At 68.7% G+C, this 14919-nt stretch carries 16 protein-coding genes; 7 read left to right on the top strand and 9 right to left on the bottom strand.

Features of this window, described 5'->3' with window-relative positions; genetic code table 11:
* Window positions 1–52 precede the first annotated feature (52 nt).
* Window positions 53–1303 (top strand): MFS transporter, encoded by a 1251-nt coding sequence (locus CFP71_RS10985; RefSeq protein ID WP_208635928.1) that lies wholly within the window; start codon window positions 53–55, stop codon window positions 1301–1303.
* A 583-nt stretch (window positions 1304–1886) separates the two neighbouring features.
* Here CFP71_RS10985 and CFP71_RS10990 read toward each other — a convergent pair.
* Complete coding sequence (locus tag CFP71_RS10990) at window positions 1887–2537, bottom strand: O-methyltransferase (RefSeq protein ID WP_093933740.1); 651 nt, start codon at window positions 2535–2537, stop codon at window positions 1887–1889.
* A 178-nt stretch (window positions 2538–2715) separates the two neighbouring features.
* On the opposite strand from CFP71_RS10990, the gene sigE reads away from it, so the two are divergent.
* Window positions 2716–3336, top strand: a complete 621-nt coding sequence (gene sigE / locus CFP71_RS10995; RefSeq protein WP_026467370.1) for an RNA polymerase sigma factor SigE — start codon at window positions 2716–2718, stop codon at window positions 3334–3336.
* Window positions 3333–4037, top strand: coding sequence for a zf-HC2 domain-containing protein (locus CFP71_RS11000; protein WP_093933741.1), 705 nt, complete (start codon window positions 3333–3335; stop codon window positions 4035–4037). The genes sigE and CFP71_RS11000 overlap by 4 nt, the downstream gene beginning before the upstream one ends.
* Window positions 4038–4046: 9 nt before the next feature.
* On the opposite strand, the gene CFP71_RS11005 is transcribed toward CFP71_RS11000, so the two are convergent.
* Window positions 4047–4703, bottom strand: coding sequence for an LppU/SCO3897 family protein (locus CFP71_RS11005; RefSeq protein WP_093933742.1), 657 nt, complete (start codon window positions 4701–4703; stop codon window positions 4047–4049).
* Window positions 4704–4863: 160 nt separating this feature from the next.
* On the opposite strand from CFP71_RS11005, the gene CFP71_RS11010 reads away from it, so the two are divergent.
* Both CFP71_RS11010 and tatB read left to right on the top strand, forming a co-directional pair.
* On the top strand, window positions 4864–6405 hold the full coding sequence (locus CFP71_RS11010; protein WP_093933782.1) for a trypsin-like peptidase domain-containing protein: 1542 nt from the start codon (window positions 4864–4866) through the stop codon (window positions 6403–6405).
* Window positions 6406–6459: 54 nt separating this feature from the next.
* Window positions 6460–6897, top strand: a complete 438-nt coding sequence (tatB, locus tag CFP71_RS11015; RefSeq protein ID WP_093933743.1) for a Sec-independent protein translocase protein TatB — start codon at window positions 6460–6462, stop codon at window positions 6895–6897.
* Window positions 6898–6994: 97 nt separating this feature from the next.
* Here tatB and CFP71_RS11020 read toward each other — a convergent pair whose 3' ends face one another.
* The 4 genes from CFP71_RS11020 to CFP71_RS11035 are packed head-to-tail and all read right to left on the bottom strand — an operon-like array spanning window position 6995 to window position 10916.
* Entirely contained in the window at window positions 6995–8140 is a 1146-nt protein-coding gene (locus CFP71_RS11020; RefSeq protein ID WP_167406076.1) for an Mrp/NBP35 family ATP-binding protein, read from the bottom strand.
* Between the two features lie 10 nt (window positions 8141–8150).
* Window positions 8151–8660 (bottom strand): DUF1003 domain-containing protein, encoded by a 510-nt coding sequence (locus CFP71_RS11025; RefSeq protein ID WP_093933745.1) that lies wholly within the window; start codon window positions 8658–8660, stop codon window positions 8151–8153.
* On the bottom strand, window positions 8653–9960 hold the full coding sequence (locus CFP71_RS11030; RefSeq protein ID WP_093933746.1) for a magnesium transporter MgtE N-terminal domain-containing protein: 1308 nt from the start codon (window positions 9958–9960) through the stop codon (window positions 8653–8655). Before CFP71_RS11030 ends, CFP71_RS11025 begins: the two co-directional genes overlap by 8 nt.
* 44 nt (window positions 9961–10004) lie before the next feature.
* Window positions 10005–10916 carry an aminoglycoside phosphotransferase family protein gene (locus CFP71_RS11035; RefSeq protein WP_093933747.1) on the bottom strand — a complete coding sequence of 304 codons (912 nt, stop codon included), beginning with the start codon at window positions 10914–10916 and terminating at the stop codon, window positions 10005–10007.
* An 88-nt stretch (window positions 10917–11004) separates the two neighbouring features.
* Between CFP71_RS11035 and CFP71_RS11040 the strand changes: the two genes are divergently transcribed.
* Window positions 11005–11835 (top strand): slipin family protein, encoded by an 831-nt coding sequence (locus tag CFP71_RS11040; RefSeq protein WP_093933748.1) that lies wholly within the window; start codon window positions 11005–11007, stop codon window positions 11833–11835.
* Between the two features lie 231 nt (window positions 11836–12066).
* Here the strand turns inward: CFP71_RS11040 and CFP71_RS11045 are convergent, their stop codons facing one another.
* The 3 genes from CFP71_RS11045 to CFP71_RS11055 are packed head-to-tail and all read right to left on the bottom strand — an operon-like array spanning window position 12067 to window position 13511.
* Entirely contained in the window at window positions 12067–12732 is a 666-nt protein-coding gene (locus tag CFP71_RS11045; protein ID WP_093933783.1) for a DUF4190 domain-containing protein, read from the bottom strand.
* A 49-nt stretch (window positions 12733–12781) separates the two neighbouring features.
* Entirely contained in the window at window positions 12782–13156 is a 375-nt protein-coding gene (locus CFP71_RS11050) for a DUF4190 domain-containing protein (protein WP_093933749.1), read from the bottom strand.
* Window positions 13157–13193: 37 nt separating this feature from the next.
* Window positions 13194–13511 carry a DUF4190 domain-containing protein gene (locus CFP71_RS11055; protein ID WP_093933750.1) on the bottom strand — a complete coding sequence of 106 codons (318 nt, stop codon included), beginning with the start codon at window positions 13509–13511 and terminating at the stop codon, window positions 13194–13196.
* 159 nt (window positions 13512–13670) lie between these two features.
* Here CFP71_RS11055 and CFP71_RS11060 point away from each other — a divergent pair, with 159 nt between their 5' ends.
* Window positions 13671–14867: an acyl-CoA dehydrogenase family protein gene (locus tag CFP71_RS11060; protein WP_093933751.1), complete on the top strand. Its 1197-nt coding sequence runs from the start codon at window positions 13671–13673 to the stop codon at window positions 14865–14867.
* The last annotated feature ends 52 nt before the right edge of the window (window positions 14868–14919 follow it).

A 14919-nucleotide genomic window follows, 5' to 3' on the forward strand; every position in this document is an offset into this window, starting at 1 on the left:
TTTAGCCAGGCTTAGCTTCAGGATCGTGTCTGCCACCGGAACCACCCGCCGGGTGACGATCGCCGTCGCCGCGGCCGGGATCTCCTCGTTCGCCCTGCTCTACGCGCCGCAGCCGGTGCTGCCGCAGCTGGCTGGGCAGTACCACCTCGATCCCGGTGGCGCTTCGCTGGCGGTGAGCGTCGCGACCGGCGCGCTCGCGATCGCCGTGTTGCCGATCGCGGCGCTTTCGGAGGTCGTGGGCCGGCGTCCCGTGATCGTCGCTTCGGTGGTCGCGTCGGTCGTGTTCGGTTTCCTGCTGCCGCTGGCGCCCAGCTATCCGGCGCTGTTGGTGCTGCGGGCGCTGCAAGGGGTCGCCATCGCGGGGTTCCCCGGAGTGGCCGCGGCCTACCTCGCGGAACGGCTCGGCAAGGCCGGGCTCGCGGCGGCGGTGGGCGCGATGATCGCCGGGAACACCGTCGGCGGCATGATCGGGCGGCTCGCGGCCGGGTTCACCGCCGGTCCGTTCGGGTACCACGGCGCGCTGCTCGTGGTCGCGGCGATCGGCCTGGTGTGCGCGGTGGTCACGGTGCTGGCCCTGCCGCCGGGGAAGCAAGGGACCTTTGCTGTCACTTCCGCGGATCGGCCCAGGTCAGAGCGGCTTCGCGAGCAAGGACGGGCGGTGCTGGCGGGCCTCGGCGCCGCGGTCCGGAAGCCGGTCCTGCTGGTCCAGTACTCGGTCGCGCTGCTGGCGATGGGTTCGTTCGTCGCGCTGTACAACGCCGCCGGCTTCCGCCTGACCGGGGAGCCGCTGAACCTCTCGCCCGCGATCGCGTCGCTCGTCTTCCTCGCCTACGCGATGGGCTCGGTCTCGTCCGCGACCGCGGGCAAGCTCGTCGGCCGGTTCGGCCGTCGCGGGTCGCTCGTCGGCGCCTTGCTGCTCACGATCGCCGGCGCCGCGCTTACACTCTCCGACTCGCTGCCCCTGGTCGTCGCCGGTTTCGTGGTGCTGACCGGCGGGTTCTTCGCCGCGCACGCCGTCGCCAACGGCTGGGCCGCCGCGGAGGCGCCCGAGAACGCCCGAGGCCAGGTGGGCGGCCTCTACACGCTTTCGTACTACCTCGGCAGCAGCATCGGTGGCGCCGTCGGCGCGACCGTCTACGGGCACTCCGGCTGGACCTGGCTGATCGTGCTCACCGCCGGCTGGCTGGCCCTCGCCGCGGCGGCCGTGGTCGCGGTGGTCCCCAAGTCCGTGAAGGCCTCCTTCCCTACCTTCAGGGTCAGGGGCTCGGCGAAGTTGCCTCTTCGCTGGTCAGGGAGGTTGTGAAAGCCACTTTCGCAACGTTGAAGGTTGCGAAAGTGGCTTTCACAACACTGCGCACTGGGCCCACTGAACGCCCCCCCCCGGCCGCCGGACCGCGCGATCCCGACACCTCCCTCGCCAGGTCGGTCCGGGTGGTCGTGAGTGGCGTTTCGGGTTAGAACCGGGCCGGTATTTACCTACCCACGCCTGAACTGGGCGAGAGTGGTGGTTCAGCGGCTGCCAGGGCGCGACGATGTAGGAATTGGGACGTTGAACGTCCCAATTCCTTCACCGTGGGGTCGCCCCGGCGACCACGCCATCATCCAGCACCACGACGAAACAGGGCCCCACCGACGACAGACCCAGGACGTGCACGGCCCCGACTCCCTCACCAACCAGACCGAGCGTGGAAGATCCGGGACGTTGAACGTCCCGGATCCTCCACACTCGCCGGTCACACCAATCGGTAGCCAAATACGAGTCCGCCAGAACCCGAAACGCCACTCACGACCCGCTTACGCGACCCTTGCCGGGGCCCTGACCCTCAAAGTAGGGAAGGAGGCTTCGCGGAGCGCCTCTGAGCCCCGGCGATAGCAAAGGTCCCTTGCTACGCGATCGCGGCGACCAGCAGCCCGCCGCCCACCGGCAGCAGCGCCGGGACCAGCCGTTCGTCCTCCCGGAAGGCCCGCGCGACCTCGCGCAGCGCGAGCGTGTCCGGATCGCGTCGTGAGGGATCGGTCACCCTGGTGCCCGAGACGTTGTGAAAAGCCAGTATCCCGCCGGGCCGCAGCAGCGCGACGGCCTTCTCGTAGCAACTCGGGTACTCGATCGGCGCCGAATCGACGAACACCAGGTCGTAGCCGCCCGGGGTGAGCCGGGGGAGGACGTCGAGCGCGCGGCCCATGATCAGCCGGGTTCGTCCCGGCGGGTACCCGGCCTCGCGGAACGCCGACCGCGCCGCCCGGTGGTACTCGGGCTCGATGTCGATCGAGGTGAGGATCCCGTCGTCGACCATGCCCCTGAGCAGGCACAACCCGCTCACCCCCGCCCCGGTCCCGACCTCGACCACGGCTTTCGCCCGCAGCGTCGTGGCGAGAAAACGCAGGGTCGCGCCCGCGCCCGCGCTCAGCGGACCGCATCCCAGATCGGCCGACCGCGCCCGCGCGGTGGCCAGTACCTCGTCGTCGGGGAGGTACCCGTCGACGAGGTCGGCGTCGGCGGCCTCGGCAGCCGAGCCCGCATGCGTCCCGGAATTCACACGCGGAGGTTAGCGCTGCCTATCGTCAAAAGAGCGAAGACTCCCTGGTACCGACTTCTCAGCCTCTTCTCAGTCCAGTCTCACTAGAAACATAAGCAGGCCGGACAGACTGGTCCTCGACAACGGGAACACCGTGCACATCGCCCGCGTTGGGTGGAGTAGTTGGGAGAAGACGCTGATGGAGGTGCCTACTTCCCCGATGCAGGACACGATGCAGGACCAGCACGCGGACCAGGTCACACCGGTGACGGTGGACGAGGCCGCATGGACGCCGCCCTCGTGGGACGAGGTCGTGCGTGAGCACGCGGACCGCGTGTACCGGCTGGCGTACCGCCTGACCGGTAACGCCCACGACGCCGAGGACCTGACGCAGGAGACCTTCATCCGGGTCTTCCGTTCTCTCGCGTCCTACAAGCCCGGCACGTTCGAGGGCTGGCTGCACCGCATCACCACGAACCTCTTCCTCGACATGGCCCGCCGCCGCTCGCGCGTGCGGATGGAAGGCCTCCCCGAGGACACCGATCGCATCGTCGGCGACGACCCGAGTCCCGAGCAGGTCTACTCGGACACGCACCTCGACCCGGACCTGCAGGCCGCGCTCGACGAGCTGCCGCCCGAGTTCCGCGCGGCTGTCGTGCTGTGCGACGTCGAAGGCCTCTCGTACGAGGAGATCGGCGCCACTCTCGGTGTCAAACTCGGCACCGTGCGCAGCCGGATCCACCGTGGCCGCCAGGCGCTTCGTGCTTCTTTGGAGCGTCGTCGCGCCGAGGCGCGTGAATCTGCGAAGGTGGGGGTATGACCGCACCGCGAGGCTGGGGACTCCCCGAGTCGCATCTGCTTCCGGACGCCATCGTCGCCTTCGTGGACGGAGAGCTGACTCTCGGCGCCCAGGATCGCGCCTCGGCGCACATCGCCCGCTGCCAGTCCTGCGCGGGCGAGGTCGCCGCGCAGCGCCAGGCCGTCGCGGCCGTGAAGCAGGCGGGAGCCCCGTCGATGTCGGCGGGATTCCTGGCCAGCCTGTGCTCCATCCCGCAGAACACCGAACTCCCCGGCACGCCGGACAACCTGGCGATGACAGCGGACGGCCAGCTCGTGGCCATCCAGCGGCCGGACAGGGTCGCCGGCCTCCGCGACACCGGCGTACTGACCGGCAACGGGGTTCTGGGAGGCACAGCGCCGTTGGGATCGTCGACGCCGCTGGGCCAGTCGCCGAACGTCCTCGGCGGCGGACGGTTCGGCCTCGCCCGGCGTAAATACGCGCAGGGCGCCGGAGTCGTCGTTTCGGGTCTGGTGCTGAGCGCCCTGGCCCTGGTCGCGACCTCGGGTGACGGCAGCGAAGAGCAGCCGAGCACGGGTTTAGTGCCGCCGCAGGGCGTCAACGCCGGTCTGCTGCCCGCGCAGCTGGGCGGCGCCAAGCCGGAATCGCCGCGCGGCCCCGCGCCGAGCACGACCACGAGCCCGAGCACGTCGAGCGTGCCCGTGCCCGTGTCGGCACGCTGACCCGCTTCGTCAGGGTTTGACGAAACAGATCGTCGCGCTCTTGAACTTCGAAGTCCCGTAGCTGGCGTAGGAGATGACTTCAGCCGTGCCTTCCTGGCACGGACTGTTCACCACGCTCATCTGCGGGAAGACCTCGCTGATCCTCAGCCGCGCCGAGCCGCAGTCCTTCAGCGGCGGCGGGGTCTTGCCCGAAATGTCGTCGAAGCACAACCCGACCTTGGCGTTGATCGCCAGGCACAGGGCGACGCCCTCCCCGCGCAGCGGCGTCGGGACGGCGTACTTGTAGAAGCCCTCTTTGCAGTCCCAGTCGCCCTTGTTCTTGCCGGTGAGGCTCACCGCGTACGGGGCTTGAGGCGAATCGCACGGCGTCTTGACCGCGTCGGCCTCCTTGCCGGATCCGGTCAGCACGACGCAGTCGCCTTCGGTCAGCTTCCCCGCCTGCTTCTCCGGGCCGGAGACCGCCTTCATGACGAAGATCAGGCCGAGCCCGCCGCCGACCACGACGAGCGCGGCGACCAGCAGCAGCACCTTCACCTTGGTGGACAAGCCCTTCTTCTTGGGCGGCTGCTGTGGCCAGCCTTGCTGCTGTTGGGGCCACTGCTGCTGCGGCCATTGCTGGTGAGGGGCGTTCTGGGGCGGGAAAGGAGCCCCGGGGTTCTCCGACATGGCCGTCAGAGTGCCACAAGTGAGACATGCTGTCTCGAAGTGTCACATTTCTTGGCCGTTCCGGGGAATCAACGCGCACTTCACCGTGGTCACGGCAGAATCCAGGTCGAGGCTTGGCGTACTCTCGCGTCGGCCAACCTGATCTCAGCCCCGGGGAATGATGACCGAGCAGCCGAACGCGAATCCGCAGCAGCCTGGTGAACCGGCGGGCGATCGGCTGGCGCCGCGCCCGCTGGCCCGGCCCGCCGTCGATCCGGCGCAGGCGGCCACGTTCGGCAGGCCGCGCGGCGTCGACGGCGCCTTCGACAGGGTGTACCAGCCCGGTTCGAACGGTCAGGCCGCGTCGAACCTGAACCTGGCGCCGCCGACACCGGAATCGCTCGCCGAGGCCTTCCGTCGCCCGCCGGGCGCCGAAGGTGTCGTGCTGGAGCGGCCGCACGGGACCAACGGATCCGAACCGGCCGCGGACGGCGCCGACGGTCCGCTCTGGACCACGACCTCGGACCCGTGGCGCGATCCCGGCTCCGGCGCGGTGCTCGCCGGACCCGCCGTGCAGCAGGACTCGGACGAGGAGAAGGACGCGAAGCGCCCGCAAGGTGCGCTGCTGAGCCTTCCCGAGGTCCTCTTCGGGCGGCGTGTGCAGACGAAGGCGCTGGCGATGCTCGCCGCCGTCGCGCTGGTCATCGGCGCGGCGGGCGGGCTGATCGGCTGGTGGTTCGCCGACACCGGTACCGAACTGACCGGTCAGGCCAGCATCTCCGAGGCCGACGCGGCCAAGGAGCGTCCGGCGGGCTCGATCGCGGACATCGCCCACCGGGTGGCGCCCGCGGTGGTCTCGCTCGAAGTGTTCAAGCCCGGCGCGGACGCCGGTCAGCAGGGCTCCGGCGTCGTCATCGACAACCAGGGCTACGTGCTCACCAACGAGCACGTGATCTCCGCCGCGACGACCGACTCGGCCACCAAGGTCACCGCCGTGTTCTTCGACGGCAAGCGCGTCGAGGCGAAGGTCGTCGGCGCCGACGCCAAGACCGACCTGGCCGTGGTCAAGGTCGACGTCAAGAACCTGACCGCGCTCCAGGTCGGGAAGTCGGCCGACCTCGCCGTCGGCGACTCGGTGATCGCCGTCGGCTCGCCGCTGGCGCTGCAGAACTCGGTCACCGCCGGCATCGTGAGCGCGCTCAACCGCCCGGTGACCGCGGGCGGCGACGGCGGCAGCGCACCGGTCATCTACGAGGCCATCCAGACCGACGCCGCGATCAACCACGGCAACTCGGGCGGCGCGCTCGTCGACGCGACCGGCGCGCTGGTCGGGATCAACTCGGCGATCCGCTCGTCGAGCGCGGAGGGCGGCAGCATCGGCATCGGCTTCGCCATCCCCAGTGACTACGCGGTGAAGATCGCGAAAACACTGATCAAGGACGGCAAGGTCGTCCACCCCGACATCGGCATCAACGCTTCGTCCACTGTCGCGGGCTCCAGCACCATGGGCGCGCAGGTGCGCAACGTCGCCCCCGGCGGCCCCGCCGCGTCGGCCGGGATCAAGGAAGGCGACGTGATCACCGAAGTCGCAGGTCGGCTCGTGCGCGACTCGGCGGAACTGCTCGTCGCGGTCCGCGCGCGCGAAGTCGGCGAAGTGGTTCCTGTCCGCCTTGTCCGGGATGGGTCTTCACTGATGGTGGACGTGAAACTGGCCTCGGACTAGCGAGTCCGTGCGGGTACCCTGAACGGGAAGACGCCGAGGCGGAGGTTCACACGGGTGTTCGAGAGTGTCGGCTGGGGAGAGATCCTCATCATCGTCGTCGCGGGTCTTTTCATCCTCGGTCCGGAAAGGCTGCCCGAAGCGGCGGCCTGGGTCGCGAAGAGCGTCCGCAAGGTCCGCGACTTCGCGACCGGGGCCAAGACGCAACTGCGCGAGGAGATGGGCCCGGAGTTCGACCAGCTGCGCAAGCCGCTGGAGGACCTGCGAGGCCTGCGGAACTTCGACCCGAAGCGGGTCGTGACCCAGCACCTGTTCGACGGTGACACGGATCCGCTGGGGCTCAACAACGTCAACGGCACCAATGGTGCCAACGGTTCCCATGGCACGAACGGTGCCAACGGGGCGTCGAAGCCCAACGGCTACCCGGCGACGGCTTCGCAGCCCGAGCCGCTGAAGCCGGGTGAACGCCCCCCGATCGACCCCGACGCCACCTGACCCAGGCTTTCGCCCTCATGCATTTAGTCCTCTGGATGCGATCCTTGCGCGTGCAAGTACCGCATCCAGAGGACTAAATGCATGGGGAGGAGCGGGGTCAGCGGCCCGCGGGGGTGACGTTCAGCATCATCCCGGCCAGCCCGCGCGCCCGGACGGTCAGCTTCTTCGCCGCCTCCTTGAGCACCAGCGACGCCGGGGCGTCCGGCTCGGCCAGCACGATCGGCGTGCCCGAGTCGCCGTTGGAGACCACGCGCGGGTCCATCGGGACCTGCCCGAGCAGCGGCACGGTCGAGCCGACCGACTTCGACAGTGAGTCCGCCACGGACTGCCCGCCACCGGCGCCGAAGATCTCCATCTTCTGCCCGTCGGGCGTCTCCAGCCACGACATGTTCTCGATGACCCCCGCGACCCGCTGCCGCGTCTGCAACGCGATCGCGCCCGCGCGCTCGGCCACCTCGGCGGCCGCCTGCTGCGGGGTGGTGACGACCAGGATCTCCGCGTTCGGGATGAGCTGCGCCACCGAGATCGCGATGTCACCGGTGCCCGGCGGCAGATCCAGCAGCAGGATGTCGAGGTCGCCCCAGAACACGTCGGCGAGGAACTGCTGCAGCGCGCGGTGCAGCATCGGCCCGCGCCACACCACGGGGGTGTTGCCCGGGGTGAACATGCCGATCGAGATGACCTTCACGCCGTGCGCCTGCGGCGGCATGATCATGGTGTCGACCTTGGTCGGCTTCTCCCGCGTGCCGAGCATCCGCGGCACCGAGTGCCCGTAGATGTCCGCGTCGACCACGCCGACGGAAAGTCCGCGTTCGGCCATCGCGGCCGCGAGGTTCACCGTCACCGACGATTTGCCGACGCCGCCCTTGCCCGACGCGACGCAGTAGACGCGCGTCAGCGAGCCGGGCTGAGCGAACGGGATCACCGGCTCCGCGGCGTCACCGCGCAGCGATTTTCGCAGCTCGGTGCGCTGCTCGTCGCTCATCACGTCGAGCTCGACCCGGACGTCGCTGACGCCGGGGAGCTTCTTGACGGCTTCGGTGGTGTCGTTGGTCAGCGTCGCCTTCAGCGGGCAGCCGGCGACCGTCAGGTAGATCCCGACGACGACCACACCGTCCGAGCCGACCTCCACGTCCTTGACCATGCCGAGTTCGGTGATCGGTTTCTTGATCTCCGGGTCGTACACGGCCTTCAGCGCGGTGCGGACATCGTCGACGCTGGGGAGTTGCTGCGTACTGGTCACAGCGTCCATGTTACGTACCGGTAGGCGTGCGGTCGGGTTTGGCCTTGCGCGGCTTGACGTCAAGATCCTCTCGGAGCCTGTCGAGCTCACCCCGCAGGAAGTCCCGCGTGGCGACCTCGCCGAGCGCGATCCGCAGCGACGCCAGCTCCCGCGCGAGGTATTCGGTGTCCGCCTTCGTCTGCGCGGCGCGGTTCCGGTCTTCGTCCAGCGAGACGCGGTCGCGGTCGTCCTGCCGGTTCTGCGCCAGCAGGATGAGCGGCGCGGCGTACGCGGCCTGCGTCGAGAACGCCAGGTTCAGCAGGATGAACGGGTACGGGTCCCACTGCAGCGAGACCGCGACCAGGTTCAGCACGATCCAGACGATGACGATCAGCGTCTGCCAGAACAGGTACTTGCCGGTGCCGAGGAACCGCGCGATCCGTTCGGTGAACCGGCCGAACGAGTCGGGGTCGATGTTCAGCCTGAACCGGCTCTGGCCGCGGGGCTGGTCGAGCCGCCGCCCGGATGTCAGTTCAGGCACGTTCGGCCTCCTCGGTCTCTTCGGTGATCTCGCCGGTGATGTCGTGCAGGCCGGTTTCGCGCCAGTCCTCCGGGAGCAGGTGGTCGAGCACGTCGTCGACGGTGACCGCGCCGAGCAGGTGGTCCTCGGTGTCCACCACCGGCCCGCAGGTGAGGTTGTAGGCGGCGAAATAGCGGGTGACCTCGGACAAGGTGGCGTTCGGTCGCAGCGCGGGCAACTGCGAGTCGACGGCGCTCGCCACCATCTCCGCGGGCGGTTCTCGCAGCAACCGCTGGAAGTGGACGACGCCGACGAAGCGCCCTGTCGGCGTCTCCGTCGGCGGACGGCAGACGAACACCATGCTCGCCAGCGCCACCGGGAGGTCCGCGTTGCGGATGTGCGCGAGCGCCTCCGCGATCGTGGCGTCCGGCGTCAGCACCACCGGCTCAGGCGTCATCAGACCGCCCGCGGTGTCGGAGGAGTACTCCAGCAGCCGCTTCACCGGCGCCGACTCCTCGGGTTCCATCAGCTCCAGGAACCGGTTCTGCTCGGCGGGCGCCAGCTCGGCCAGCAGGTCGGCGGCGTCGTCGGGGTCCATCGCCTCGAGGATGTCGGCCGCCCGCTCCTCGGCGAGGTAGGACAGCAGTTCTTTCTGGTCGTCCTCGGGCAGTTCCTCGATGACGTCCGCGAGGTGCTCGTCGTCCATCGCGTCGGCGACTTCGTGCCGCCGCTTCAGAGGCAGGTCACGGACCGTGGCGGCGACGTCGGCCGGGCGCATGGTGTCGAACAGCATCAGCAGCTGCGCCGCGCCCTGGGTCTGGCCGGTCAGGTCGGTGAGCCCGAGCCCGGACACCTCCGACCAGGGCAGCACCTGCATCGCCGACCGACGCCTGCCGAGGCCGAGCCTGCTGGACCGTTCGCGGATCGCGAGTTTCGCGAGCACCCAGTCCCGCGTCCGCGTCGGCTCCATGCCGGCGTCGACGACGGTGACCCGGGTGTCGGAACCCGCGAGCGTGGCGTACGCGTCGAACAGCTGCCCGACCACCAGCACCTCGTTGGGCCGCTGATGGAAGCGCCGCATGTTCACCGATCCGGTGGCGAGCGTGACCGCGCTGGGCTCGATCGACGTCACGCGCAACATCGGCACGAACACGCGGCGCCTCGTCGTCAGCTCGACCACGATGCCCAGGATCCGCGGCGGCTGCTGGTCGAGGCGCAGGCCCGCGACTAGGTCGCGGACCTTGCCGATCGATTCGCCATCGGGTCCGAAAACCGGCAAACCGGCCAGCTGAGCTGCGAATACCCTGTTCACGGCTGCCATGCCCGAAGGCTATCGGCTCCGGGGGCCCGAGACGATTCGTGTGATCACCGCAATGCCCACGCGGCGATTTCGGGGACGGCGGCGTAGGCCGGGTCTTCGGCGAGGCTCTCGCGTGAGGCACCCTCGGCGAGGTCCTCGTACAACCAGGCCCAGTTCTGCACCGCGCGCACGAGTGTCCACGCCCGCGCGCGTTCGGCGTCGACACCGGCCGCCGCGCTGAACCACTCGATCTTGTCGTCCATTGTGGACTCTTTCGCGCGGTTCCAGAGAATCGAGATCGCGCCGAACTCCAGGTCACCCGAAAGCGGCTTCGGGTCGATCACCAGCCACGGCTCGCGTTCGCCGGCGAGGACGTTCTCGAAGTGCAGGTCCTCGTTCACCATCAGCTCACCGGCTTCCGGACCGAGGTGCACGCAGATCTCCACGGCCGCGTCGATGTACTTGCGCTCGAACGGCTCGCCCAGTTCGCTCCAGGTCTCCGGCAGTTCGGTGACCAGCTCCGCGGCTTCCTCGCGAAGAGATCGCTGCAACGCCGAGGGAGCGGGGACGGCCAGCCGCCGAGCCAGCGCGCCGACCGTCTCGACGGCCTGCCGGATCGGCTCGGTTTCGAGCGACCGGGTGGCATCGAGCCGCTCCAGGAGCAGCACGCCGTCCTCGGCGACGTTGTCGTACATCAGGACGGCGCCCTGACCGGCCCAAGTGGACAGTGCGAGCGGTTCGTCGTCGGATTCCTCGTGCGGCCAGCCGAGTTTGAGGATCGCGGAGGAGCCGTCCGCGCGGCGCACGGGCTGGGCGACGCCGACGAAGCCGTGCATGGCCTCGCCGTCGTACTCGAGTTGCCACTTGGCGGTGTACTTCTCGGCGAGGAACGGGAGGGAGTCGAGCCATTCGGCGGCTCCGGGGCCGAGCTCGGCGGCGCGGTCGAGGAACTTGGGCGGGATCTTGAAACCGGTCACGGATCCACCTTCGCAGGCCTGTCCACCGTGTTTCGCCCGTGACCCGCCGGGCGTACCGTGAACAGGGAGAACAACCCTGGGAGCAGCCATGGTGGTGGAGATTCTCAGTGCGGTCGCCGTCGCGGGCGGTGCTTGGGTCGCGGCCAGCCTTCGCGTGGTGAAGCAGTACGAACGCGGTCTCGTGTTCCGGTTCGGGCGGGTGCGCCCGGCCATCCGGCAGCCGGGGCTCGCGCTGCTGATGCCGTTCGCGGACAGGCTGCAGAAGGTCAACATGCAGATCGTCACGATGCCGATCCCCGCGCAGGACGGCATCACCCGCGACAACGTCACCGTGCGGGTGGACGCGGTCGTGTACTTCAAGGTGATCGACCCGGTGCTGGCCGCGGTCAACGTGCAGGACTACCGCTCGGCCGTGGGCCAGGTCGCGCAGACCTCGCTGCGGTCCATCATCGGCAAGAGCGACCTGGACGATCTGCTGTCCAACCGAGAACGGCTCAACGAGGGCCTGGAGCTGATGATCGACAGCCCGGCGCTGGACTGGGGCATCCACATCGACCGGGTCGAGATCAAGGACGTCGCGCTGCCGGAGTCGATGAAACGCTCGATGTCACGCCAGGCCGAAGCCGAACGCGAACGGCGGGCGCGGGTCATCTCGGCCGACGGTGAACTGCAGGCGTCGTACAAACTCTCGCAGGCGGCCGCGACCATGGCCGACACCCCGGCGGCGTTGCAGCTGCGGCTGCTGGAAACGGTCGTGCAGGTGTCGGCGGAGAAGAACTCGACGCTGGTCCTGCCGTTCCCGGTGGAGCTGCTGCGCTTCCTCGACGCGAACACGCCGAAGAAGGAGGAGAAGCCCGCGAACAACGGCCAGGTCGCGCCGGCGCCTCGGGAACCGGACGACGCGGGTCAAGCCTCGTGAGTGGCAAGGACGGTTAGAGCCGATCGTGTCTTGAGTACCTACGGTCCGGCGGTTTTCGTGTGACCGTACGGACGACACACGTGACTGGGTGGACGGCTCGCGTGATCAGACGGACGACACGCGGCGCCAGCCCGAAAGTGAGGCAGAGGTGTCGTGCTCGACGTTGAGGAAAGAGAGGTCGTGAGTGGTAAAGCCGGTTAGAACCAGCCTTGCCACTCACGAGCCCCAACGCTAATCGAGCTCCCCGTTGACACCCAGGATGATCAACGTCCCGAAGAACCCGACGTACAGCGCGAGCACGATGTACCCGATGACCACGGCCGCGAGCGCCATGCCGCGCCCGCCCGCCTCGCCACGATTCGCCTTCGCCAGCCCGATGTGCCCCAGGATCAGCCCGACGATCACGGTCACGCACGAGCAGATCCCGACGAGCGAACAGACCAGCCCGGCGATCGCCATCCCGTTGTCCTGCGACCGCGGCGCCGCGGTCGCCGCGTACGGGTTGTACGGCTGGACATAAGGCTGCGACGGGTACGCGACAGGCACGGGTGCGGGCGTGTACACCGGAGGAGCCGAAGCGTCCGGAGCCGCGAAGGACGGTGGAACGGGCTCGGCGGTCAGCGGGTCGATGGCCTGCCCATACGTCTCTTCCGGGACAGGGACGGAAGTCGGCTCAGGGACGGACAGAGTCTCGCCCGAAGGAACCTGGAACGGCGCCGGCGGCTCGAACGGCGGAGGCGGCGTGAACGGCGCTGGCGGCTGGAACTGCTGCGGTTCCGACGGCGACGGGTTCGACACCGGTTCGGACGGCGAGGACGCCGAAGTCGGGTCCGAGAAAGTGTTCGAGTCGGTGTAGGACGACGTCGACGGTGTGTCCTGCGAGTCGGAACTGCTCATCCGGTTGGCCCCCTGGTTCGTGCGGGACACCACCGTATCCCCGGACGGCTCACGCGACGCCCGCGGCACCGATCGCGAGCACCACGAAAACGAACCACAGGATGATCGGGATCAGCCACAGGGCGGTGATCACGTAACCGATGATCATCCCGGCCTGCGCCATGCCCTGGCCGCCCGCTTCACCGCGTTTGGCCTTCCCGAGCGCGATGTGCCCGAAGATGATCCCGAGGATCGCCGGGAAGCACATGACCAGCCCGATCAGCGAGCACACCAGCGACGCCACCGCCATGCCCTGATCCGGCGGCCGTACGTAGGCCTGCTGGACGTAGAACTGCTGCTGAGGCTGATACGGCTGGAGACCGTACGGCTGCTGGAACTGCCCGGACGGCTGTTGCCGCCCATACGGGTCGTGCGGGTTGGTCATCGAGTTCCCCCTCGAAGGCGGCTTCGGACCGTAGTCGTCAGCGGAATGCCCCGTGTTTCGCGGCCACGTTCAGCAGGACCGGGATCGCGATGGCGTACAGGATGATGATCAGGTAGCCGACGATGAACGCGGCCAGCGCCATGCCCTTGCCACCCGCTTCGCCGCGCCGGGCCTTGGCGAAGGCGACATGGCCCAGGACGATCCCCGGGATCACGGACACCAGTCCGATCAGCCCGAAGAGTGAAAAGATCAGGGCGGCGGTCGCCAGGCCGGAGTCCTTGCTCCGGGCCGGAGCCTGGTTGGGAAAGCCGTACTGCTGTTGCGGTGGGAATCCACCAAAGGGCTGCTGAGCCACGTTTCGTCCCCCTCGGACTGTGATCGGCTTGTCACTGTAGTGCCAGGGTCACGGATGGCGTACGCGTGACTGCGCTCATAGCGAGGTCCCCGGTCAGGCGTCATACTCACCGGTAACCCAGCGCCGGGAGCCCGGTGCGCGCGAATTTAGGGAGCAGCGATGGCTCGCCTCGCCCAGACCGCCGGCTTGACCGACGTGCAGTCCGAAATCCTGGCCACGGTCCGCCAGTTCGTGGACAAGGAGGTCATCCCGCGCGCGCAGGAGCTCGAGCACTCCGACACCTACCCCGCCGACATCGTCGACGGGATGAAGGAGATGGGCCTGTTCGGGCTCACCATCCCGGAGGAATACGGCGGCCTCGGCGAATCGCTGCTGACCTACGCGCTCGTGGTCGAGGAGATCGCGCGCGGCTGGATGAGCGTCTCCGGCGTCATCAACACGCATTTCATCGTGGCGCACATGATCTCTCGTCACGGGACGCCGGAGCAGAAGCAACACTTCCTGCCCCGCATGGCGACCGGCGAGGTGCGCGGCTCCTTCTCCATGTCCGAGCCGGACCTCGGGTCCGACGTCGCCGCGATCAAGACCCGCGCCCGCAAGACCGGCGACGGTTACGTCATCGACGGCTCCAAGATGTGGCTGACCAACGGCGGCAGCTCCAACCTGATCGCGCTGCTCGTCAAGACCGACGAGGGTGCCGAGAAGGCCCACCAGAACCTGACCACGTTCCTGGTCGAGAAGCCCGAGGGCTTCGGCGAGGTCGCGCCCGGCCTCACCATCCCCGGCAAGATCGACAAGATGGGCTACAAGGGCGTCGACACCACCGAGGCCGTTTTCGACGGTTACGAGATCGGTGCCGACAAGGTCCTCGGCGAGGCGCCGGGCAAGGGTTTCGCCTACATGATGGACGGTGTCGAGGTCGGCCGGGTCAACGTCGCCGCGCGCGCCTGCGGCATCGCGATCCGCGCGTTCGAGCTGGCGGTGGAGTACGCCCAGCAGCGCAAGACCTTCGGCAAGGCGATCGCCGAGCACCAGGCGGTGGCGTTCAAGCTCGCCGAGATGGCCACCAAGGTCGAGGCCGCGCACCTGATGATGGTCAACGCCGCCCGCCTCAAGGACTCGGGCGAGCGCAACGACGTCGAGGCGGGCATGGCGAAGCTGATCGCCAGCGAGTACTGCGCCGAGGTCACCCAGGACTCGTTCCGCATCCACGGCGGCTACGGCTACTCCAAGGAGTACGAGATCGAGCGCCTGATGCGCGAGGCGCCGTTCCTGCTCATCGGCGAGGGCACCAGCGAGATCCAGAAGACCATCATCAGCCGCGGTCTGCTCCGCGAGTACAAGTCCCGCTCCTGAACGTTCGCGCCTTTCGCCCGTCCTTGAGAAGATGGACCGGGACGGGCGAGAG

The organism is Amycolatopsis thailandensis (genome assembly GCF_002234405.1).
Lineage (GTDB): Bacteria > Actinomycetota > Actinomycetes > Mycobacteriales > Pseudonocardiaceae > Amycolatopsis > Amycolatopsis thailandensis.